General features: G+C 49.3%; 14 protein-coding genes, 3 pseudogenes and 1 riboswitch. Of the genes and pseudogenes, 4 read left to right on the top strand and 13 right to left on the bottom strand.

Annotated elements, in window-relative coordinates:
* Positions 1 to 16 precede the first annotated feature (16 nt).
* The 13 genes and pseudogenes from CGZ65_RS14555 to thiM form a co-directional block, all read right to left on the bottom strand.
* Complete coding sequence (locus tag CGZ65_RS14555; protein WP_096294735.1) at positions 17 to 4,534, bottom strand: calcium-binding protein; 4,518 nt, start codon at positions 4,532 to 4,534, stop codon at positions 17 to 19.
* A gap of 223 nt (positions 4,535 to 4,757) precedes the next feature.
* Positions 4,758 to 5,330 carry a hypothetical protein gene (locus CGZ65_RS02770; RefSeq protein ID WP_096294734.1) on the bottom strand — a complete coding sequence of 191 codons (573 nt, stop codon included), beginning with the start codon at positions 5,328 to 5,330 and terminating at the stop codon, positions 4,758 to 4,760.
* Between the two features lie 247 nt (positions 5,331 to 5,577).
* Positions 5,578 to 6,020 (bottom strand): annotated as a pseudogene (locus CGZ65_RS02765) (hypothetical protein); the annotation flags it as partial.
* Positions 5,992 to 6,229: pseudogene (locus CGZ65_RS02760) on the bottom strand (IS1595 family transposase); the annotation flags it as partial. The pseudogenes CGZ65_RS02760 and CGZ65_RS02765, both read right to left, overlap by 29 nt.
* Before the next feature lie 252 nt (positions 6,230 to 6,481).
* A complete protein-coding gene (locus CGZ65_RS02755; RefSeq protein WP_096294732.1) occupies positions 6,482 to 7,108 on the bottom strand; it encodes a hypothetical protein in 627 nt (208 codons plus the stop codon).
* Between the two features lie 69 nt (positions 7,109 to 7,177).
* Positions 7,178 to 8,860, bottom strand: a complete 1,683-nt coding sequence (locus tag CGZ65_RS02750) for a glutamine--tRNA ligase/YqeY domain fusion protein (protein ID WP_096294731.1) — start codon at positions 8,858 to 8,860, stop codon at positions 7,178 to 7,180.
* Between the two features lie 219 nt (positions 8,861 to 9,079).
* A complete protein-coding gene (locus CGZ65_RS02745; protein ID WP_096294730.1) occupies positions 9,080 to 9,697 on the bottom strand; it encodes a glutathione S-transferase family protein in 618 nt (205 codons plus the stop codon).
* Between the two features lie 15 nt (positions 9,698 to 9,712).
* Positions 9,713 to 10,486, bottom strand: a complete 774-nt coding sequence (locus tag CGZ65_RS02740; protein WP_096294729.1) for a DeoR/GlpR family DNA-binding transcription regulator — start codon at positions 10,484 to 10,486, stop codon at positions 9,713 to 9,715.
* Between the two features lie 78 nt (positions 10,487 to 10,564).
* Positions 10,565 to 11,467 (bottom strand): LysO family transporter, encoded by a 903-nt coding sequence (locus CGZ65_RS02735; protein ID WP_096294728.1) that lies wholly within the window; start codon positions 11,465 to 11,467, stop codon positions 10,565 to 10,567.
* Positions 11,468 to 11,526: 59 nt separating this feature from the next.
* Positions 11,527 to 12,273: a GntR family transcriptional regulator gene (locus CGZ65_RS02730; protein WP_096294727.1), complete on the bottom strand. Its 747-nt coding sequence runs from the start codon at positions 12,271 to 12,273 to the stop codon at positions 11,527 to 11,529.
* A 506-nt stretch (positions 12,274 to 12,779) separates the two neighbouring features.
* Entirely contained in the window at positions 12,780 to 13,196 is a 417-nt protein-coding gene (locus tag CGZ65_RS02725) for an OsmC family protein (protein WP_096294726.1), read from the bottom strand.
* A 278-nt stretch (positions 13,197 to 13,474) separates the two neighbouring features.
* Positions 13,475 to 14,281, bottom strand: a complete 807-nt coding sequence (thiD, locus tag CGZ65_RS02720) for a bifunctional hydroxymethylpyrimidine kinase/phosphomethylpyrimidine kinase (RefSeq protein WP_096294725.1) — start codon at positions 14,279 to 14,281, stop codon at positions 13,475 to 13,477.
* 96 nt (positions 14,282 to 14,377) lie between these two features.
* Positions 14,378 to 15,175 (bottom strand): hydroxyethylthiazole kinase, encoded by a 798-nt coding sequence (gene thiM / locus CGZ65_RS02715; RefSeq protein ID WP_096294724.1) that lies wholly within the window; start codon positions 15,173 to 15,175, stop codon positions 14,378 to 14,380.
* Between the two features lie 118 nt (positions 15,176 to 15,293).
* A riboswitch (TPP riboswitch) is annotated at positions 15,294 to 15,388 on the bottom strand.
* 274 nt (positions 15,389 to 15,662) lie between these two features.
* Here thiM and CGZ65_RS02710 point away from each other — a divergent pair.
* From CGZ65_RS02710 to CGZ65_RS02695, 4 genes and pseudogenes are all read left to right on the top strand, one after another.
* Positions 15,663 to 18,053, top strand: a complete 2,391-nt coding sequence (locus CGZ65_RS02710) for a TonB-dependent hemoglobin/transferrin/lactoferrin family receptor (RefSeq protein WP_096294723.1) — start codon at positions 15,663 to 15,665, stop codon at positions 18,051 to 18,053.
* An 86-nt stretch (positions 18,054 to 18,139) separates the two neighbouring features.
* Positions 18,140 to 18,775, top strand: coding sequence for a biliverdin-producing heme oxygenase (locus tag CGZ65_RS02705; RefSeq protein ID WP_096294722.1), 636 nt, complete (start codon positions 18,140 to 18,142; stop codon positions 18,773 to 18,775).
* A gap of 157 nt (positions 18,776 to 18,932) precedes the next feature.
* A complete protein-coding gene (locus CGZ65_RS02700) occupies positions 18,933 to 20,459 on the top strand; it encodes an NAD-dependent succinate-semialdehyde dehydrogenase (protein WP_096294721.1) in 1,527 nt (508 codons plus the stop codon).
* 82 nt (positions 20,460 to 20,541) lie between these two features.
* Positions 20,542 to 22,139 (top strand): annotated as a pseudogene (locus CGZ65_RS02695) (peptide chain release factor 3).
* Positions 22,140 to 22,346: the final 207 nt, after the last annotated feature.

Raw genomic sequence — 22,346 nt, 5'->3', positions numbered from 1 at the left:
TCAGACGGCCTTAAGCTTACATGGCGTAATTCATCACTTCGGCAGAAGCAACCGTTTTATCGCTAAACTCAAATGCAGTATAGCGATAGCTTTCACTGCTGAAGAAATTCTTCACGCTGACCTGGTCACTGTCACCATAAGCATTAACGACCAGATCGTTACCCAAACGGCTGAATACAGCATCTGAAAAATCGCTTCCCTCAAAAATCAGTAAATCAGTATGCTCGGCTTTACTGCCGTAATCGGAAACCGTATCCCGTCCGTGGCCTTTGGCGAAGACGTAGGTATCGGCTTCGTAAGTGCCGCCTTCCAAGTAATCATTGCCCGCGCCACCTTTTAAAACATCGCGGCCATTGCCACCGTACAGTTTGTCGTCACCTTCTCCGCCGTTCAGGGTATCGTTACCGTTATCGCCGTGGAGACTGTCGTTTCCTTGGCCTCCTTCGATCAGGTCATTACCCTCGCCGCCGTTCAGGTAATCATTACCCAAACCGCCGCGCAGGATATCGTTACCGTTGTAACCGTAGAGCGTATCGTTACCTTTGCCGCCGTCGAGGACGTCAACGGTATCCCAGCCGTAGAGGTTTTCGTTTCCGTCCGTACCGATACCTTCAACCTTTATATCCGCCATGTCTTGGGCGGTAACGGTTTTGTCGTCGAAGGCGAAATCATAGTAGCGGTAAGAGCTGCTGTTGAAATAACCCGATACGGTTACGCCGTCTTCACCGCCGTAGGCTTTGATAACCAAATCATTGCCGTTTCGGGTAAATACCGCGTCGGCAAAGTTCGCACCCTCGAAGCGTAAGGTATCGGTGTGTTCGGTTTTCCAACCCGAATCGGAAACAATGTCCTGACCGTGGCCTTTGGCAAAGACATAAATGTCGGCTTCGTTGCTGCCACCGTACAGTTTGTCATTGCCCGTTCCGCCGATCAGAGTGTCCGAACCCGCTCCGCCGTGCAGTTCGTCATCGCCTTCTCCACCGATTAAGATGTCGTTGCCGTTATCGCCATAAAGACGGTCGTTTCCTTCACCACCTTCCAAACGGTCATCACCTTCGCCGCCATGCAGGGTATCACTACCCAAACCGCCGCGCAGGATATCGTTACCGTTGTAACCGTAGAGCGTATCGTTACCTCCGCCGCCGTCGAGGACGTCAACGGTATCCCAGCCGTAGAGGTTTTCGTTTCCGTCCGTACCGATACCTTCAACCTTTATATCCGCCATGTCTTGGGCGGTAACGGTTTTGTCGTCGAAGGCGAAATTGTAGTAGCGATAGCTGCTGCTGTTAAAATAGCCCGATACGGTTACGCCGTCTTCACCGCCGTAGGCTTTGACAACCAAATCATTACCGTTGCGGGTAAATACCGCGTCGGCAAAGTTCGCACCCTCGAAGCGTAAGGTATCGGTGTGTTCGGTTTTCCAACCCGAATCGGAAACAATATCCCGTCCGTGGCCTTTGGCAAAGACATAAATGTCGGCTTCGTTGCTGCCACCGTACAGTTTGTCATTGCCCGTTCCGCCGATCAGAGTGTCCGAACCCGCTCCGCCGTGCAGTTCGTCATCGCCTTCTCCACCGATTAAGATGTCGTTGCCGTTATCGCCATAAAGACGGTCGTTTCCTTCACCACCTTCCAAACGGTCATCACCTTCGCCGCCATGCAGGGTATCACTACCCAAACCGCCGCGCAGGATATCGTTACCGTTGTAACCGTAGAGCGTATCGTTACCTCCGCCGCCGTCGAGGACGTCAACGGTATCCCAGCCGTAGAGGCTTTCGTTTCCGTCCGTACCGACACCTTCAACCTTTATATCCGCCATGTCTTGGGCGGTAACGGTTTTGTCGTCGAAGGCGAAATCGTAGTAGCGATAGCTGCTGCTGTTAAAATAGCCCGATACGGTTACGCCGTCTTCACCGCCGTAGGCTTTGATAACCAAATCATTGCCGTTGCGGGTAAATACCGCGTCGGCAAAGTTCGCACCCTCGAAACGCAGGGTATCAGTATGCTCGGCTTTATTGCCGTAATCGGAAACCGTATCCCGTCCGTGGCCTTTGGCGAAGACGTAGGTATCGGCTTCGTAAGTGCCGCCTTCCAAGTAATCATTGCCCGCGCCACCTTTTAAAACATCGCGGCCATTGCCACCGTACAGTTTGTCGTCACCTTCGCCGCCGTTCAAAATGTCGCTGCCCGAACCGCCGTGCAGTTCGTCACCGCCTTCTCCGCCGTTCAGGGTATCGTTACCGTTATCGCCGTGGAGACTGTCGTTTCCTTGGCCTCCTTCGATCAGGTCATTACCCTCGCCGCCGTTCACATAATCATTACCCAAACCGCCGCGCAGGATATCGTTACCGTTGTAACCGTAGAGCGTATCGTTACCTTCGCCGCCGTCGAGGACGTCAACGGTATCCCAGCCGTAGAGGCTTTCGTTTCCGTCCGTACCGACACCTTCAACCTTTATATCCGCCATGTCTTGGGCGGTAACGGTTTTGTCGTCGAAGGCGAAATCGTAGTAGCGATAGCTGCTGCTGTTAAAATAGCCCGATACGGTTACGCCGTCTTCACCGCCGTAGGTTTTGACAACCAAATCATTACCGTTGCGGGTAAATACCGCGTCGGCAAAGTTCGCACCCTCGAAGCGTAAGGTATCGGTGTGTTCGGTTTTCCAACCCGAATCGGAAACAATATCCCGTCCGTGGCCTTTGGCAAAGACATAAGTGTCGGCTTCACTGCCGCCACCGTACAGTTTGTCGTTGCCCGCCCCACCGTTCAGAATGTCCGAACCCGGACCGCCCTCCAGCGTATCGTCTCCTTCTCCGCCGTCCAGAATATCGTTGCCGTTATTGCCACTGAGATAGTCATCGCCTTTGCCACCAAGCAACAAATTAGCCAAATCATTACCATTTAACCGGTCTTCGGTATCGCCACCGAGTTTATGTCCCAGCTTCGCCAGTGTTTCCGTACCCAGTATCTGCGCATACTGTTCAAAAGTGCCGTTTTCAACAGCTGCTTTGGCGTATTGCGCCATCAGTGACGACAATTCGGTCACATTGCCGGTTGTTGTACTGTAAGCAATAAACTCCCCCAAATCCACAAACGCTTTTTCAGGGTTTTCAGCAAAAACATTGCCGAACTTGGCTGCCACACCGCTGTAGTCCAATACGAATCCGCCGTTTTCGATTCTCAAACCGATTTCGTTCAAATACGGCTGTAAACGGGTTTGAAACAACAGTGCCTGGTAGACATTTTTATTAAGCGAATCGTATGCCTTGTCGATAACCGAGAAAATGCGCTTGGTTTCGGTATCGTTCATGCTGAACATCACGCGTGATTTTTCGCCGGAGAACGCGTCGAGTGTGGCGACTTTTTGGCGGTAGTGCTGGATTTTGTCCAAATATTCTTGCGGAACGGAATAACCCAGAACCAAACCGGCCTGAGTAGGTGTAAGGGCAACGCCTTCGTTGGCAGTTCGAATCATGGCGGTAGAGAAAGTGAAACCGACGTGATAATCCGGATCGGTTTTCGCCCACTCCTGAACCAGCTTGTTCAGCAAAGCCTGTTGCTCCGCCTTGGTTTCCGCATCCGAATAAGCCTTGAGCGTTTCCGCCAAATCGGGCGACAATGCCGCCGCTTCGCGCAAATCGCGTAAGCGGCCGATGCCCTGCAGGTTCGCCGCCCGCATTTGTTCTTCGGTCATTTTTACCGAACCGGCATAGCGGCTGTGCAAAGTATCGTTGGCCAACAGCAGGTCGCCCATTTCGCACTTGCTGCCGTCGACCAGGGTGTAGCTGCCTTTCTGCGCAACGGTGTTACCATTGCCCAAGCGGGTGTTGACATCCTGATAGGCGGCATCGAGCGATTGGATATTGAGTTCGGCCAAGGCAAACAGTTCGCCTTCCTGAGATACGCCGTCCTGATTCAAATCGCGCCATACCTTGAGTTTGTCGAAACCCGCATCTTGGGCATCGACTTTGCCGTCCGAATTGGTATCGGACTCGGCCAATGCGGCATAGCCGTGCGCGGCATTGCTGCCGTCTTTCAATACGGTGCTGTCGCCAAAAAGTTCGCCGCCGTTGTTGATCAGGCCGTCTGAATTGCGGTCAATTACCAGCAAACCGTCGTCGGCAGCCACCCAGCCCGTTGATGTGCGGATGCCGTCTTTGTCGTGGTCGAACAATGCACCCGAATAACCCTGCGTGCCGACGGTTTCGATGCCGTCGCCGTCCAAATCAAGAACGAGCGGGTCGTAAACGTGGTATTTGCCGTCGCGGTTGATGTTTTGGTAGTCTTGGAAATTTTTTGGGTCATTGAATTTATCAAACCAATAATCTGTTATATCGCCAAGCGTGATTGCTCCATTCTTGCTTTCATAAATTGCATATGCCCCGCCAGCTAGTGCAAAAGCAACAGCTACTACCTGACCTCCTGGAATTAGGCTTGCGATTCCTGCCCCAAGAGTTGCTAAATCCCCCAAAGTCAATTTAGATGTATCACCATCTTTACTTGCTAAAGAAATACCAAATTGTGCTATTCCCATATATCCAGCTGCTTTTGTGAATTGGGATAACCCGCTAGAATTGGCTAGACCACCAGCTTCACGGATATTACCAATTTGACCACTAATTGTACTTCCCGCACCAAGGCTAACACTTATTTGATCAGATGTCCCTCTTTGACTTGAACCATAAGATATACTATTACTTGTAGCATTACTAATAGTTCCGTAATTACCTAAAATATAACCTGCAGCTTGCTTTGCACTAGACATTTTTGCTCACTCCTGTTTTATTTAAGAAACATTCCATATAAAAAATTCTGGCAATTAATAAGAGTATAATAACAAAATACATACAACTAAAGTAATAGAAAAATAAACCCAAATATCTAAATTTTTTTTCTCTATTTAAATATTTATCCTTGTCATTATGAATTGAAAAATGGATATTACTGTCCGAGATAAATTCACCATTTAAAATTAATCCTGAAGTAGTTTTATAATCAGAATCTGGTAATAAAAATAATACATTATAACCCAACAATTCTTGATTATGAAATTCCTTACACATTTGATAATTAAAATCTATGCATGAAAATGAATATTTTTTTTTATTAAAAATAAAACTTACCCAAGGGTTTTTAGATTGAAACTTAGGTATATAAATGATTCCGTCAGGTATCTTAATTATTTTTTCTTGAGAATCACTAAATCTTCCTAATCCAGATAAAAGAACAAAAATAATACATATTACAGAGCTAAATACATTGAAAAATATAGCTATTCTATTTTTATATACCCAGGCATCAAATTTTTTTATTGCTTCTGTTTTCTTCATACGCTTCCTATTTGTTTAATATAAATTTCTTTCAATAAACTACAGTAAGTGTAGGTTAAGTTATCAAACCCAATATTTTAGATGACCTATACATCAGCCTGTTTACTAAAAGCCAGTAATATAAACCATCCGGATTATATTGTAATGATTACAAATCAAACGTTATCTAAAAAAGAAAAACAGTAATCAAAACATTCTACCATATCGTCTGAAAAAAGTTTCAGACGATATGGCAGACGGTTCTGTTTTCATTGGCATACCGACTGTGCAGATGATCTACCACCGGCAGAAAATTTCCCGTTTTACGGTTCATGCCACCGGTAAGGGGTAGCTGCCTTTTTGGGCGAGGGTGTTGCCGTTGCCCAAACGGGTGCTGACATCCTGATAGGCGGCATCAAGAGATTGGATATTGAGTTCGGCAAGGGTAAACAGTTCGCCTTCCTGAGATACGCCATCCTGATTCAAATCGCGCCACACCTTGAGTTTGCCGAAGCCGGCATCTTGGGCATCGGCTTTGCCGTCCGAATTGGTATCGGACTCGGCCAATGCGGCATAACCGTGTGCGGCGTTGCTGCCGTCTTTCAATACGGTGCTGTCGCCGAACAGTTCGCCGCCGTTGTTGATCAGGCCGTCTGAATTGCGGTCAATTACCAGCAAACCGTCGTCGGCGGCCGCCGAAGCAGCTTTCGTCCAATTCTGCTGCACCGTCAAACACTTCGTCTGCATACAGTGCCGGATGATGCCCGATGAATTGGCGGATTTTGCGGTAAAACAGCATGGCTGAATTGGGCTGAATACCTGAAAATATCCGCAGCAGAACGGGCACTCACTTCCGGTACAGAAAATTCAAGGAGCTTTTTCTGTATGGATTTTCTTGGTTTGCAATGGGTTATCTTCATTTTAGCAGCTTATCATGACTGCTAATCTACTTCAGCCCCATAAAATTTTTATTTTAGGAGAGTGGCTTAGGCGATTTTTTGAGTTTCAGGCCGCCATTAGCTTAAATGGATAATTGAGCAAATAATGTGCGCCCGCCCAGCAAAGCTGTGGCTGCCTGAAACCATAGCCATTACGGACTATTTTTTCATGCTTGAAAATATTTCAAGATTATCTGCGCCCAAGAAATGAAATGATGTACCGCAACAATATCATTACCGAACACCGCCCATTGGTGGGCGAAAAATAAAGATAATGGGCAATGCCAATGCCGTATCCAAACTCTTGGTAACGCGGTCGCAAGTGCTGTATGCACGAATATAATTTATATTGCCATGTTTAATTTTTTGTTTTTCAATCGCATAACGTTTTTTCAATTCTTCTCTTTCAGGCAGCTTGATGGCTTGTAGTTCGACATCGCCCCCAATATATAAAAGCGGTCTTGCCTGATTGATTTTGTATTTTTCCTGCATGATGCGTTGTTCTGCTGGGCTGTAATGTGATAATTCTATTTTATTGCTCATCAGTCCAATGGTATTCGGAGCGTATGTATGGCGAAAATCGTTGGCAACGATTTGAAGAGGCTGCCCTGTTTTTGCACCATCGGCGATGATTTTTTGCCCCAGTGGCGAAGCCAGAAAATTTTCCATGTCTTGAATAGTGTCTTGTGATGATGTAACGCGATAATCGTTTTTATCGGTTATCAAATACAGCTCATTATGATGAAAAAAGTAGGCACGCAATGGTAATACTTGCTGGGCTCTGCTACCGCACAGTTGCTGTGCGCAAGCATTGAGTAACAGCAAGGCCAATACGATGGTAAACAGATTTGAATATCGCATGATGAATTCCGATAATGGGTTTTCAGGCAGCCTGAATATCTGCTTTTTAGGCTGCCTGAATATTTTAACTTACTTTTGCCAGCTGTCTTTGAGCCCAACCGTGCGATTAAATACAGGTGTTTCGCCAGTTTTATGCTCAAAACGGTCGGTAACGAAATAGCCTATGCGCTCAAATTGCCAACGGCTTTCAGGTGGCAAATCATTGACTATATTTTCCGCAAATGCGGTGATTTCTTGTGCTGAATTGGGGTTCAAGAAGTCGGTAAATGGCAAATATTCGCCATCGTCGCCACGCACCGCATCAGGGCGTTCTACGGTAAACAAGCGGTCATATAAGCGCACTTTGATTTCGGCAGCATGTTCTGCAGACACCCAGTGAATCACGCCTTTTACCTTGCGGCCTTCGGGATTTTTGCCTAGCGTGTCGTGGTCAATACTGCATTTTAATTCAATGACTTGTCCGTTTTCATCTTTAACCAAATCATCACATTTGATGACATAGCCATGACGCAAACGCACTTCGCCGCCCAGAGTTAAGCGTTTCCAGCCTTTGGGCGGTTCTTCCGCAAAATCATCATGTTCAATATAAATGGTTTGGGAAACAGGGACTTCACGCTCGCCGAAACTTTCTACATTGGGGTGGAAAGCGGCACGGCGACTTTGTGTTTTGCCATTTTCAAAATTGGTTAATGTAACTTTTAATGGGTTTAAAACTGCCATGAGACGTGGCGCAGAGTTTTCCAATTCTTCTCGAATCGCGCCTTCCAATACGCTCATATCTACCACGTTTTCCGATTTGGAAATGCCCACGCGTTTAGCGAATAGGCGCAAGCCTTCGGGTGTATAACCGCGACGGCGCATACCTGAAATAGTTGGCATATGTGGGTCGTTCCAGCCTGTAACGTGTCCTTCTGTAACCAGTTGATTTAGTTTTCGTTTTGATGTGATGGAATACAAAAGTTCCAAACGCGAAAATTCATATTGGCGCGGGTGTGATGGCGTGGGAATATTGTCTAGCACCCAATCATACAAGGGGCGGTGCGCTTCAAATTCCAGCGTACACAGCGAATGGGTAATACCTTCAATCGCATCGGAAATGGCGTGGGTGTAATCATACATCGGGTAGATGCACCATTTGTCGCCGGTGTTGTGGTGGTGGGCGCGGCGGATGCGGTAAATCACGGGATCGCGCAGGTTGACGTTACCTGCGGCCATGTCGATTTTCAGGCGCAGGGTTTTGCTGCCGTCGGGGAAGGCGCCGTCGCGCATTCTGTAGAACAAATCGAGGTTTTCTTCGACACTGCGGTCGCGGTAGGGGCTGTTTTTGCCCGGCTCGGTGAGCGTGCCGCGGTATTCGCGCATTTCTTCAGCGGTGAGGTCGTCGACATAGGCTTTGCCGTCTTTAATCAGGCCGACGGCGTAATCGAAGAGCTGGTCAAAATAATTAGACGCATAACGCGGCTCGCCCGACCATTCGAAGCCCAACCAGCGCACGTCTTCTTTAATCGAATTGACGTATTCGTCGCTCTCTTTTTCGGGGTTGGTGTCGTCAAAACGCAGGTTGCACAAGCCGTCGTAAACGTAGGCCAGCCCGAAATTCAGGCAGATGGATTTGGCGTGGCCGATGTGCAGGTAGCCGTTGGGCTCGGGCGGAAAACGGGTTTGGATGGCGCTGTGTTTGCCACTTTGTAAGTCGTCTTCGATGATGGTGCGGATGAAATGGTTGTCCGCAAATTGTTCTTTATTCAGCATAAAATCGTCTTTATGAAAGATAAGGATTCAGACGGCCTATTTGATTTTATGGTCGTTTAAAATAAAGAATAATACAGCGTTGCCGGCTCCCTTATGTACTGGATGTACACGGCGGTCGCTGCCGTCTTGTCTATTTTTATTTTAAACGGCGATAACAGGCCGTCTGAAAGAAATTTTGAAAATTGAATTGTACCTGAGATGGCGGATTTGATAAATCGTTTAGGCGCAAGGTTGAGTCGCTGCCAAGCAGGCATAACGCGCATTCATTTCGTCTGTCCACACTGCCAGTTCGGTCAAACCTGCCATTGTGTCGGCTTGGGTCAAGGCGCTGCGGAAACGGAGAAAGTCAATCACACACACGGCATTGATTGTGCCGATATTCAATTCTGTATCAAACGGTTTGATGGCATCGGCCAATACCGGCAACGTGCGCGTGTTGCGGCGGATAATCTGCTCATGGCGCGACTGCCACCATTCTGCTTCGGGGTGCAACAGTTTTTCACCCACCATATCAACGGTGTTGTCCAGCATACCTGCAGCCAAATCGTGCAGATTCAATACCACCCAACGCTTGTCGTCTTGCGGATATAAACTGTGGCTGCTGCCTTGTGCGTCCAGGTATCCGGCAATGACATTGCTGCTGTAAAGCCATGTACCTTCATCGGTTTGCAACACCGGAATGCGTCCGAGCGGTGTATCGCGGTTGTGTTCGGCTTGTTCGGAAAACGCCGTAGCGCTAATAAGACGGGCTTCAATCTGTGTGCCCAAGGCATGATGAACTGTCACGGCACGCACTTTGCGCACATACGGGCTGGTATTCGAATACCACAATTTCATGCTCTGTTCCTAATATTAGCGCGTAGGCGGCGTGAACCATTCCACACCGGCGCTGTCGAGAATTTTGCGCATATTGTCGGCCGGTGCGCGGTCGGTAAACACTTTATCGAATTCGGTAATGTTGCCTAGGCGCACCAAAGCATTGCTGTTGAACTTGGTGTGATCCACACCCAAAAACTTCACGCGTGCATTGTTCATCATCGCCTGCATCACGCTGACTTCTTTGTAGTCGTAATCCAAAAGCGAGCCGTCTTCTTCCACGCCGTGCGTGCTCATCACCGCATAATCGACTTTGAATTGATTGATGAAATCCACAGTAGCCACACCGGTCACGCCGCCATCGATAGGACGCACCACGCCGGACGTGATGATCACGATGTAGTCGCTTCGGGAAGAGGCCATCGAAGCAACATAAATATTGTTGGTGATGATGCGTAAATTGCGGCGCTGCTTAATCAATGCGGCAGCCACGGCCTCCATGGTGGTGCCGATACTGAGAAAAAGCGAGGCATTGTCGGGAATTTGGTCGGCAATCAGTTGCGCAATGGCATTTTTCTCTTCCTGATGGCTGTTGCGCTTGCCTTGCTGCAATTCGCTTTCCAACACGTCGCCCAAAGTCGCTCCGCCGTGATAGCGGCGCAATACGTTTTCTTCGCTTAATAAATTAATATCGCGGCGGATGGTTTGCGGGGTTACGTCCAACTCTTTGGCCAATTGGTCGATCGACATGTAATGCTGCGCACGCACCAATTCGATGATTTTTTCGTGTCTTTGGATTCGTGGTTTCATGGTGTTTTCTTTGTGTGGGCTGCCGTATTGTTCTTATGCAGAATATTTTTAGGATTTTGCCAAATTTTGTTAACGGCTTCAACCGAATGAGGAAAAAACCACCATTAAAAACGGCGCCGCCACATTGACGATAAAGCCGAAACTAATCGCCAGCGGCACAGCGGCCAAACCACCCGAGCTTTGGATAACCGGCAAAGTAAAATCCAAGCTGGTCGCCCCGCCCACGCCCACCGCCGCGCTCGGATGGCGGCGCATCAACATCGGAATAAACACCAGCGCAAAAAATTCCCGCCCCAAATCGTTCAAGAGCATAATACTGCCCCACACCGCGCCGTAAGCTTCGGTCATCACCAGACCCGACAAAGAATACCAGCCGAAGCCCGAAGCCAGAGCCAAGCCTTTCAGCCACGAGACATCTTCATTCAACGCAGCAAACACCAAACCGCCGGCCAGCGACGATGCCATCATGATCGTGGCCGTCTGAACGCCGCGCTTGTTAACCAATACTTGGCGCAAACTCACGCCGCTGCCGTTGAGCTGGATACCGATCAGCAACACCAGCGCCATCAGGCAATACATACCCAAGTTTTCAGACGGCAGCCACACGTCGGCCATCAATTTGCCGAATACAAAGCCCAAAGCCACGCAGCCGAGCTGTTTGGCGCTACCCGATAAACTCACATTGGCTTTTTGGCCGGAACCTTTGGCCTGCCAAGGAAAGCGGCGGTCAAACCACATCAAGGCCAGCAAATTCATACCGATGGTGCAGGCAAACAACAATAAGGTCGTCAGCACGATGGTATGGAGTTGCGAACCCAAATTTTCTACGCGCGAGAGCGACACGCCGATTAAAAGCAGCACGGCATACACCAGCACCACCAGCATTTTATCCACCAATGCCAAATAAGGCTTGGGCAGGCGGATAAAAAATCCGAGAAACATCGGCGCCAACACCGACACTAAGGTCATCAAACTTTCCATTTGTTTTCCACATCAAAGGCCGTCTGAAAACCTTTCAGACGGCCTCTTCTTGAGATTAATTAATGCAATTCGTTTTGCGCTTCGTATTTGCTTTTCAAACGCTCGATACAGCCGCCCAAGTGACGGCGCAATAACTTCAGTACCCGTGTGCGTTTACCGGCGGCGAGCAAATCCAAAATTTCGCGGTGTTCGTTATAAGTATGGCCGCTGGTGCGGTGGCCGTGGCCGTGGCTGCGTTCGCCGAATACCGCAACAATCAGCGATGAACGGGCGCACAAGGTATTCATGATTTCAAACAACACGTCATTATCCAACAGACGCACCAATTCAACGTGGAAGGCATTGGCCAGGCGGTTCCAACCCACGCTGTCGCCGTTTACCGATGCTTCTGCCTCGCGTTCAATCATGTCATACAAAGGCTGCAGGCGTATTTCCAAATCCGGTAATTCAAGCAATAAATTGAAAATCATGGTTTCCAATTCGATGCGCGACTTGTATACATCTTGAATTTCTTTCAAATCCGGCACATGCACGAATGCACCGCGGTTGGGCTGCAAATCGACAATTTTATCGTGTGCCAGTAGCGATAAAGCGCTGCGCACAGTATTGCGCGAACACACCATCTGGCGGCACAAATCAGATTCGGTCAGCTTTTTGCCCGGCAGTAAAACGTGGTCGGTAATGGCATCCAAAATAGAGGCATAAACCCGGAAAAGCTCGGAATCATGTCGCTCTTCCAAAATTAATGAAGATGTCGCCGGTGCAGTATTGGTTGCGGTATGATTTGATTTATTTTGGTTATTCATTTGATTTCCCTAGCAATTTCATTTGCACAAACGGGTTGTTTACAATATTAATAAAATTTGTTGACAATTCAGAACATAACTTGCACAATAACTCTAAAGAAAAGCCAAGTATTACAAGGCGGTTAAATAGAGAAAAGGTTCAAATGGGCAGATATATTCAAGATACAGCTTGAATATATCTGCTTTTTTGATAGTCGGTTTACAGGATATTGCGCAATACAGGTTCCATTTACCCATCATGCTGTTCAGACGGCCTTTCGCGCCATCTCTCCATGTCTGCGTTAACAGGCTATTTTACCTGAAAACCTCCCGATTCATTCACTATATTCATTCATTATAAATTAGGCCGTCTGAAAAATTACACTAAGACCTTTGCAAAACCTTGAATTTGAATACAATTCGATGTTATCGCAGCGCAGAAAGCGAAGACATATTATGAAGACAAACAAGCTTTCCGGCAGCACATAACGATGAAATATACCAAAGATGGGAAGCTTGCAAAGTTTTCAGGCTTCGGCCACTTCAAAACTATGCGTGACCTTAGCCGCCTTGCCCAGCATAATCGAGGCAGAGCAGTATTTTTCCGCAGATAATTCCACCGCTTTGGCAATCGCGCTTTCTCTCAAATCATGACCGATGACTTTGAAATGAATATGGATTTCGGTAAACACGCGCGGCGCTTCATCGGCGCGCTTGGCTGTTACCGTGGCTTGGCAATCGATTACTTTCTGACGTTGCTTTTCGGCAATCATCACCACATCAATGCTGGAACAACCGGCCACACCCAGCAACAACATTTCCATCGGGCTGGCACCGCGTTTTACCGCACCTTCCGCCGCCGCACCCTCCATTACCACGCTGTGCCCGCCTTCAGCGGTGCCGACAAAGCACATTCCGTCCAACCATTTTGATGTAACCTGCATATTCTCTACTTTCTTAAGTAAGCGCCGCGCGAAGTTCCGACACGGCTTTGATGTCGCGTATTGTAAACAATTTCATGCCAAATTACCAATGCTGCGGATGGCGTAATGATTTTCGGTACGCAAAAAGATGCTGCGTTTAAAACAACATAAGGCAATATTCTCGCTATGCGTTTTTAGGTCAACGCATTTTATTATCAGAGACATAAAGCTGCTGATGATAACGCATACTCAAGGCCGTCTGAAAAGCTGATTTTCAGACGGCCTCTCGCTTGCAGCCGTCAAGCTTTGTAAGCCCAGTGATTGACCGGGCCGTGTCCCGCACCGATATTCAGCGGCTGGCTGATGGCGGCGGTGATGTAGTCTTTCGCGGTTTGCACGGCTTGCTCTACCGCAAAGCCTTTGGCCAATTCCGCGGTAATGCAGGCAGAGAAAGTGCAGCCCGTTCCGTGGGTATGCGGCGTCGGGAAGCGCAGGCTTTCCATCTCAACCACACCGTCAGGCGTAAACAGCCAATCGGTGCAGGCTTCGCTTTGGCTGTTGTTCAGATGACCGCCTTTAATCACCACATGTTTCACGCCCGCTTCTTGCAGCAGTCGTGCGGCACGTTCGGCATCTTGGCGGTTGTCGATTTTCACGCCGGTTAAGGCTTCGGCTTCAGGCAGATTGGGCGTGAGCACATCGGTACGCGGCAACAAATGCTTTTTCATTGCGCCCACCGCCGAACTGTGCAGCAGTGAAGCACCGCCTTTGGCAATCATCACCGGATCGAGCACCATTTGGCCAAATCGTCGGTTTTGCAGATTATCCGCCACGCATTCGATGATTTCCGCCGTGCCGAGCATACCGAGCTTGAATGCACGGATATCGAAATCATCGGCCACCGCTTGGATTTGCGCGGTGATGATGTCGGTCGGCACGAAATACACGCCGTGCACACCCAAGGTATTTTGCGCCGTTACCGCCGTCAGCACGCTGGTGCCGAACACGCCGCGCATTTGAAAGGTTTTCAAATCTGCCTGAATACCCGCACCGCCGCCCGAATCGGAACCGGCAATGGTTAAGCTTTGTACGAATGTTTCTGCCATTTTGTTCTCCTTGAATCGTTCAGACGGCCTGTAATCATCAATATAAACCATGCCGTCTGAAAAATTGTTTCAAAACATTGCTGCGTGTTTGTCTGTTCAGACGGCCTCGACACGCGCTTTGGCGGTCAAATCTTGTGCCGAAATCATGGCCAAGCTGTCGATCAGTTTCACGCCGAATGTGCCGCTTTGGCGTTCGTCCAAGCCCTGCGCGGCGGTTTCACCGGCAACGGCGTAAAAGGTGCAAGCCGCCGTGACCGCAGCCAAATCATCGCCTTGCTCCGATGCCAAAAATGCGGCAATCACGGCACCCAGCAAGCAGCCTGACGCGGTGATTTTCGGAAACAGCGGCGTGTTGTTTTTCACGGTAAACGTCGATTGGCCGTCTGAAACATAATCCGTCTCACCGCTTACCGCCACGACGCATTGATATTTCTGCGCCACCGACGCCGCAATCTGCGCCGCGTTGGCCGCGCCCTGCCCCGCATCCACACCTTTACCCTGCCATGCTTCGCCGGCGATAAAACCGATTTCCGCCGCATTGCCGCGTATCGCCGCAAACTTGATTTCTTCGAGTAACCGCGCCACAGTTTCACGGCGCAACGGTGTGGCCGCCACGCCTACAGGGTCGAGCACCACCGGAATACCGCGTGCATTCGCTGCTTTTCCGGCGGCAAACATCGCGGCGATGGTGGATTGTTCCAATGTGCCGATGTTGATCAGCAAAGCCTCGCAAACCGCCGCCATATCCGCCATTTCGTCAGGCTCATTGCCCATAATCGGCGAAGCCCCCGCCGCCAGCAAACCGTTGGCAGTAAAATGCGCCGCCACGGTATTGGTGATGCTGTGCACCAAAGGATTGCGCACGCGCATGTGTTCTAAACAGGCAAAATCCATGATGGTTTCCTTAACAAGAGTTCAGACGGCTTGCACTTCGTTCTATGGCCTATAGAGAGCCTTCCCATACGAAAAAAAGCACAACCCACCGATGCGCGGGTTGTGCCTTCATAGCAATCAATGCTTGTGATGAGTTTCCTACGCCAGTACAAACTGTATCAGGTTCACGGGTATGTTCTCAGCAGCTTTACAACCGCACCCCGACTCTAATCAATAAAATGCTCGACTATATTAGCTTAGATTATTGTGCCATGGCAATGTTTGGTGTACAGCGGATCAGTACGATTATTTTCAACATAAACTTCACTCACTTAATCAGCCTTTATCGATTTTTTGTTAAGCAAACACTTATTATGTTATCAAACGTTAAAATTTATATTGATATAAAAATAAAAATGATATACATTTTTATAAAATAAATGATTTTAATTTTTATTTATTGCTGATTATTTTTAATTAATTTAATTTATGTAATAGCGCATCTCCTATGAAAACACCACATATCCTTCCTTTGGCTGCAATAATCGGGTTGTTGTTCAGCCATCCAACTAGAGCATTCGAAATCAATTCAGACGAATACCCAGACAGAACCCAAGCTGCGCATCCATTGCAATTGCAGCAAGTTAACGTACGCGGCAAGCGCATGACACCGCCTTCCGTTGAGCGTAAGCAACTCGAACAGATTCAAACCGAGATGATTCGCGACAACAAAGACTTGGTGCGCTATACACCAGATGTAGGTTTAAGTGACAGTGGCCGCCATCAGAAAGGCTTTGCCATGCGCGGTGTAGAAGGCAACCGTGTCGGCATAAGCATTGACGGCGTTAATTTACCTGATTCCGAAGAAAATTCGCTGTATGCCCGCTACGGCAATTTCAACAGCTCACGTTTGGCAATTGACCCTGAATTGGTACGCCAAATCGATATTGCCAAAGGCGCGGATTCATTCAACACCGGCAGTGGGACACTCGGCGGCAGCGTGAATTATAAAACGTTGGACGCTCGTGACATTTTGGATTCAGAACAGAAATTCGGCGGCATTTTAAAAAGTGGTTACAGCAGCCGTAATATTGAATGGGCCAATACCGGAGGCGTAGCGTGGGATACCGGCCGTTTTGATGGTGTTTTACTCTATTCTCAACGCCGCGGCCACGAAACCGAAAGCCACGGCAGACGTGGTCATGCAGCTGTCAAAGAAGGTGAAGGCGAAAATATCCGCGGTTCCGCACGCGGTATTCCTGATGCAGCCAAACACAAATACCACAGTTTCTTGGCCAAAGCAGGCGTGCAGCTCAACGAGAACCACCGCATCGGTGCATCTATCAACGGCCAACAGGGCAACAACTACACCATCGAAGATTCTTACAACCTGATAGGATCCAACTGGCGGCATGCCGATGACCGGCATAAACGTCGCAACTTCAATGCCTATTATGAATACACACCAGATTCCGATGTATTGGGTTTGCTGCGCATGGATGCCGATTACCAGAAAACCCATGTTGGTGCAATCAACTATAAAGGTACTTACCTACAAGATTGGTCATCCGACGAATGGCCGAAACCTTATTTATGGGATCAGCCCGATTTAGACAATGTATACCGTCGCGACATGATGACACGTCTCAAGCGCTTAAGTGTTCGCTTCGACAGCCAGCCGCTGCAATGGGGTGGTGAGCATACTTTGTCTTTACGCAGCTTTATCGGTGAGCGCGCATTCGAAAATCTCAATCAAGATGATATTTACTGGAAAGGTGAAAAATACCGCAGCACCAACACCATCCAGTATCCGGTCAAAACCCGTAATTACGGCTTTTCGTTGTCCGACCACACCCGCTGGAACGATACCCTCACCAGCAACATCGGAGTGCGTTACGATCATACCAAAATGACGCCGCAAGATTTGAATGCCGAGTGCAACAACTGCGCGGAAAAACCCGATGCCAACAGCTTCTCGGGCTGGTCGGGGTTTGCCGGTTTAGGCTGGCAATTTGCCGACGGCTGGCGTGCAGGCTATAACGTTTCGGCCGGCTACCGCGTACCGACAGCTTCGGAAATGTATTTCACATTCAACAACGGGGCAGCGACTTGGGTTGCCAATCCTTCATTAAAGGCTGAGCGCAGCGTCACACACAATCTTTCCCTGCAAGGGCAAGGTGCGGCCGGGCATTTGGATTTGAATCTCTACCAAAGCAACTACCGCCATTTCTTGTCGGAAGAGCAGTATTTGGAAACAGTCGTTGACCCTACTTGTGATTGGTATTCACAATATTGGTCAGGATGTAGTCCGCATCGCAGCCAGCTCTATTGGCACATGACCAACATCGATAAAGCCCGTATCCGCGGCATCGAGTTTTCAGGCCGTCTGAATGCCGACAAAGTCTGGCCTGCGGTTCCGGCGGGATGGAAACTCTTCGGTGCATTGGGTTACGCCAAGAGCAAACTCTCTGGCGACAACAGCCTGCTTTCCACACAACCGCTGAAAATCATCACCGGTATCGACTACGAAAGCCCGAGCGACAAATGGGCGGTAATGTCGAGACTGACCTATCTGGGTGGGAAAAAAGCGAATGATGCCCAATATACCGTTTACGAAGGCTCTAACAACAAAGGCTTTACCAAAACCGTCGAAGCCTATCCGTGGCTAAATAAATCTGCCTACGTATTCGACCTGTTCGGCTACTACAAGCCGACCAAAAACCTGACCCTGCGCGGTGGTGTATATAACCTGTTCAATCGTCAATATCACACTTGGGATTCATTACGCGGCATTTACAGCTACAGCACCACCAATGCCGTTGATAGAGACAACAAAGGCCTGCAGCGTTACTACGCACCCGGCCGTAATTACGCTTTTTCACTCGAATACAAATTTTAACTCATTCAGACGGCCTATCCTATGATTCACAGGCCATCTGAAAATACTCATTCTTTTGACTCACTTCAATTAATAAAGGACAGCCCATGCAAGCTACAGATGAAAACCATACTGAATCTACTTTTGCCAAGCGCTTAAAAGAACAAACTACCACCATTCATGATACAGTTGATAACCTGGTGATGTCGGTAGCTCCGTTTGACGGCCGCGAAAACTATGTTAAATTTCTCAAATTACAATCGGTTTTTCACAAAGCGGTCGACCACATCTACCAAGATCCCGAGCTCAACCAAGCCATTCCCCAATTATCTTATATGGCACGCCACAATGCAGTGGTACAGGATTTGCAAGATTTGGGTGAACTGCCTTATACCTATGAGAAAGCCCTGCCACAGGAAATCGGTAATAAAGCCATCGGCTGGCTCTACTGCGCCGAAGGCTCTAACTTAGGTGCAGCCTTTCTGTTTAAACACGCGCAAAAACTGGATTACAACGGCGAACATGGCGCACGCCATCTGGCACCACACCCCGATGGCCGCGGCAAACACTGGCGCGAATTTGTCGAGCATTTAAACGCGCTGTCTTTGTCACCAGAAGCAGAAGCAGAAGCCATTCAAGGTGCCAAAGAAGCATTTGAGTTTTATAAAACCGTTTTGCGCAAAACCTTTGGCTTACCCGAGGGCGCAGAAGCACCGGCAGGTTTCCAACCACACCGTCATTAATCAAATTATTGAAGTATCAGGCCGTCTGAATATTCAGACGGCCTGATACTTTTTGAGCAGCCTCTCAAAGATGCCAACATTGACAAGCCCGATGTGAAAGTGTAGTTTTGAGCCATTCACCCTTGAGGCCGTCTGAAACTTTTCAAAGGATTATTCCATGCAACTGAACGACCCGCGCTTATTGAAAAATCTTTGTTACATCAACGGCCAATGGTTGCCGGCCAAAAGCGGCCAAAGCATCCGTGTCATCAATCCGGCCAATGGCGAAACCGTCGGCGAAGTACCGGACATGGGCGGGCAAGAAGCACGCGAAGCAGTGGATGCCGCCTATGCCGCGCTGCCCGAATGGTCGGCGCAAACCGCACAAGAGCGCAGTCGCATTTTGCGCCGCTGGTTTGATTTGATGATGGAATACCAAAACGATTTGGCCATGATTCTGACCATGGAACAAGGCAAACCTTTGGCCGAAGCGAAAGGCGAAATCGCTTACGGCGCGTCGTATATCGAGTGGTTTGCCGAAGAAGCGAAACGCATTTACGGCGACACCATTCCGGCGGTATCCGCCGACCAACGCGTGCAGGTGATCCGCCAGCCGGTCGGTGTATGCGCCGCGATTACGCCGTGGAACTTCCCCAATGCCATGATTACGCGCAAAGTCGCACCGGCACTGGCTGCCGGCTGCACGTTTGTGATCCGCCCTGCTTCCAAAACACCTCTTTCCGCGCTGGCTATTATCGAATTGGCCGAACGCGCGGGCATTCTGAAAGGCGTGTTGAACATCGTCACCGGCTCGTCGCGCGACATCGGCGGCGTATTGACACAAGATACGCGTGTGCGCAAATTCAGCTTTACCGGCTCGACCGAAACCGGCCGCAAACTGATGGCACAATGTGCCGGCAGCGTGAAAAAAATCTCATTGGAATTGGGCGGCAATGCGCCGTTCATCGTATTGGACGATGCCGACATCGACGAAGCAGTCAAAGGCGCGGTAGCGAGCAAATTCCGCAATGCCGGACAAACCTGCGTCTGCGCCAACCGCTTTTATGTACAAGATAGCGTGTATGACGAATTTATCGGAAAATTCACCGGTGCCGTGCAAAAACTCAAAGTCGGCAACGGCTGGGAAGACGGCACCGACATCGGCCCGTTGATTGACGAAGAAGCAGTGAAAAAGGTTAAGGAATTCATCGATGACGCGCAGCAAAAAGGCGGCAAATTATTGTGCGGCGGCGGTTCAGACGGCCTGTTTATGCAGCCTGCGGTGTTACGCGATGCCACGCAGGACATGAAGTTCGCCAAAGAAGAAATCTTCGGCCCGCTCGCGCCGGTATTCCGTTTCAGCCGCGACGAAGAAGCGGTAAAATTCGCCAACGACACCGAATTCGGCTTGGCCGCCTATCTCTACAGCCGCGATATCGGCCGCATCGCCCGCACCCAAGAAGCTTTGGAATACGGCATGGTCGCGGTCAATACCGGCGGTTTATCCAACGTGGCCGCGCCGTTTGGCGGCATCAAGCAATCGGGCATCGGCCGTGAAGGCTCGAAATACGGCATGGACGATTATTTGGAAATGAAATACATCGTCACCGCCGGCGTGGGCCGTGAAGCCTGGCAGGCTAAAATAAGGCCGTCTGAAAACATGATTTTCAGACGGCCCCTATCTATCCAAACATTGAATCTTTAAGCATTTTTTTGTACAATTGCGCATCTTTTTGTTATCCGGCAGGCCGTCTGAACCACGGCCTGAAATTTTTAGAAAAATCATTATGCCGAATATCCCCGAACAAGTGCGCCGCCGCCGCACTTTTGCCATCATTTCCCACCCCGATGCAGGTAAAACCACGCTGACCGAAAAACTGTTGTTGTTCTCAGGTGCAATTCAAAGCGCCGGTACGGTGAAGGGTAAGAAAACCGGCAAATTCGCCACGTCCGACTGGATGGACATCGAAAAGCAACGCGGCATTTCCGTAGCTTCGTCGGTGATGCAGTTCGACTTCAACGACCACACCGTCAACCTGCTTGACACCCCGGCCACCAAGACTTCTCGGAAGACACCTACCGCGTATTGACCGCGGTTGACAGCGCCTTGATGGTGATTGATGCCGCCAAAGGTGTGGAAGCGCAAACGATTAAGCTTTTAAACGTCTGCCGCCTGCGCAACACGCCGATTGTCACGTTTATGAACAAATACGACCGTGAAGTGCGCGATTCGCTGGAATTGCTCGACGAAGTGGAAAACATTTTAAAAATCCGCTGCGCGCCCGTGACTTGGCCGATCGGCATGGGCAAAAATTTCAAAGGCGTGTATCACATTCTGAATGACGAAGTGTATCTGTTTGAAGCCGGCGGCGAGCGTTTACCGCACGAATTTGACGTAATTAAAGGCATCGACAACCCGGAATTGGAAAAACGTTTTCCTTTGGAAATCCAACAGTTGCGCGACGAAATCGAATTGGTGCAGGCCGCGTCTAACGAGTTTGATTTGGAAGAATTTTTGGCGGGCGAACTCACGCCGGTATTCTTCGGCTCAGCGATTAACAATTTCGGCATCCAAGAAATCTTAAATTCCTTAATCGATTGGGCACCCGCACCGCAAGGCCGCGATGCCACCGTGCGCGTGGTTGAGCCGACCGAAGAAAAATTCTCCGGTTTCGTGTTCAAAATCCAAGCCAATATGGATCCGAAACACCGCGACCGCATTGCTTTTCTGCGCGTTTGTTCCGGAAAATTCGAGCGCGGCATGAAAATGAAACACCTGCGAATCAACCGCGACATCGCCGCCTCCAGCGTAGTGACGTTTATGTCGCATGACCGCGAGCTGGTGGAAGAAGCCTATGCGGGCGACATCATCGGTATTCCCAACCACGGCAATATCCAAATCGGCGACAGCTTTTCCGAAGGCGAGCAACTGGCGTTTACCGGCATTCCGTTTTTCGCGCCGGAACTGTTCCGCAGCGTTCGCATTAAAAACCCGCTGAAAATCAAGCAACTGCAAAAAGGTTTACAGCAGCTTGGCGAAGAAGGCGCGGTGCAGGTATTCAAACCGCAATCGGGCGCAGATTTGATTTTGGGCGCAGTCGGCGTATTGCAATTTGAAGTCGTGACCTCGCGTTTGGCGGCCGAATACGGCGTAGAAGCCGTGTTCGACAACGCTTCAATCTGGTCGGCGCGCTGGGTATCATGCGACGACAAGAAAAAACTGGCCGAATTTGAAAAAGCCAACGCAGGTAACTTGGCCATTGATGCCGGCGGCAACCTCGCCTACCTCGCGCCCAACCGTGTGAACCTTGGCTTGACCCAAGAGCGCTGGCCGGACATTGTGTTCCACGAAACACGCGAACATGCGGTGAATTTGAACGCTTGATTAGATGAATATAAGCAAGACCGAGACCTTTGCAAAATCTTCATCTTTGGCACATTTCTTCGTTATGCGCTGCTCGAAAGCTTGCCTATCTAGATGATATGTTTGCGCTTTCTGCACCGCTCTAACTTCGAACTGTACTCAAATCTGAAGTTTTTCAAAGGTCTCAGGCCGTCTGAAACAACATGTTTCAGACGGCCTCTTTTATGC

The sequence above is a fragment of the Neisseria weixii genome (genome assembly GCF_002327085.1).
Taxonomy (GTDB): domain Bacteria; phylum Pseudomonadota; class Gammaproteobacteria; order Burkholderiales; family Neisseriaceae; genus Neisseria; species Neisseria weixii.
Note: the sequence above shows the minus strand (reverse complement) of the source record. Positions and strands in the feature narration are given on the sequence as shown.

Excerpts from the sequence above, each read along its gene's own strand:
- CGZ65_RS14555 (WP_096294735.1), bottom strand. The coding sequence starts at position 4,534 with ATGGGAATAGCACAATTTGGTATTTCTTTAGCAAGTAAAGATGGTGAT.
- CGZ65_RS02770 (WP_096294734.1), bottom strand. The coding sequence starts at position 5,330 with ATGAAGAAAACAGAAGCAATAAAAAAATTTGATGCCTGGGTATATAAA.
- CGZ65_RS02755 (WP_096294732.1), bottom strand. The coding sequence starts at position 7,108 with ATGCGATATTCAAATCTGTTTACCATCGTATTGGCCTTGCTGTTACTC.
- CGZ65_RS02750 (WP_096294731.1), bottom strand. The coding sequence starts at position 8,860 with ATGCTGAATAAAGAACAATTTGCGGACAACCATTTCATCCGCACCATC.
- CGZ65_RS02745 (WP_096294730.1), bottom strand. The coding sequence starts at position 9,697 with ATGAAATTGTGGTATTCGAATACCAGCCCGTATGTGCGCAAAGTGCGT.
- CGZ65_RS02740 (WP_096294729.1), bottom strand. The coding sequence starts at position 10,486 with ATGAAACCACGAATCCAAAGACACGAAAAAATCATCGAATTGGTGCGT.
- CGZ65_RS02735 (WP_096294728.1), bottom strand. The coding sequence starts at position 11,467 with ATGGAAAGTTTGATGACCTTAGTGTCGGTGTTGGCGCCGATGTTTCTC.
- CGZ65_RS02730 (WP_096294727.1), bottom strand. The coding sequence starts at position 12,273 with ATGAATAACCAAAATAAATCAAATCATACCGCAACCAATACTGCACCG.
- CGZ65_RS02725 (WP_096294726.1), bottom strand. The coding sequence starts at position 13,196 with ATGCAGGTTACATCAAAATGGTTGGACGGAATGTGCTTTGTCGGCACC.
- thiD (WP_096294725.1), bottom strand. The coding sequence starts at position 14,281 with ATGGCAGAAACATTCGTACAAAGCTTAACCATTGCCGGTTCCGATTCG.
- thiM (WP_096294724.1), bottom strand. The coding sequence starts at position 15,175 with ATGGATTTTGCCTGTTTAGAACACATGCGCGTGCGCAATCCTTTGGTG.
- CGZ65_RS02710 (WP_096294723.1), top strand. The coding sequence starts at position 15,663 with ATGAAAACACCACATATCCTTCCTTTGGCTGCAATAATCGGGTTGTTG.
- CGZ65_RS02705 (WP_096294722.1), top strand. The coding sequence starts at position 18,140 with ATGCAAGCTACAGATGAAAACCATACTGAATCTACTTTTGCCAAGCGC.
- CGZ65_RS02700 (WP_096294721.1), top strand. The coding sequence starts at position 18,933 with ATGCAACTGAACGACCCGCGCTTATTGAAAAATCTTTGTTACATCAAC.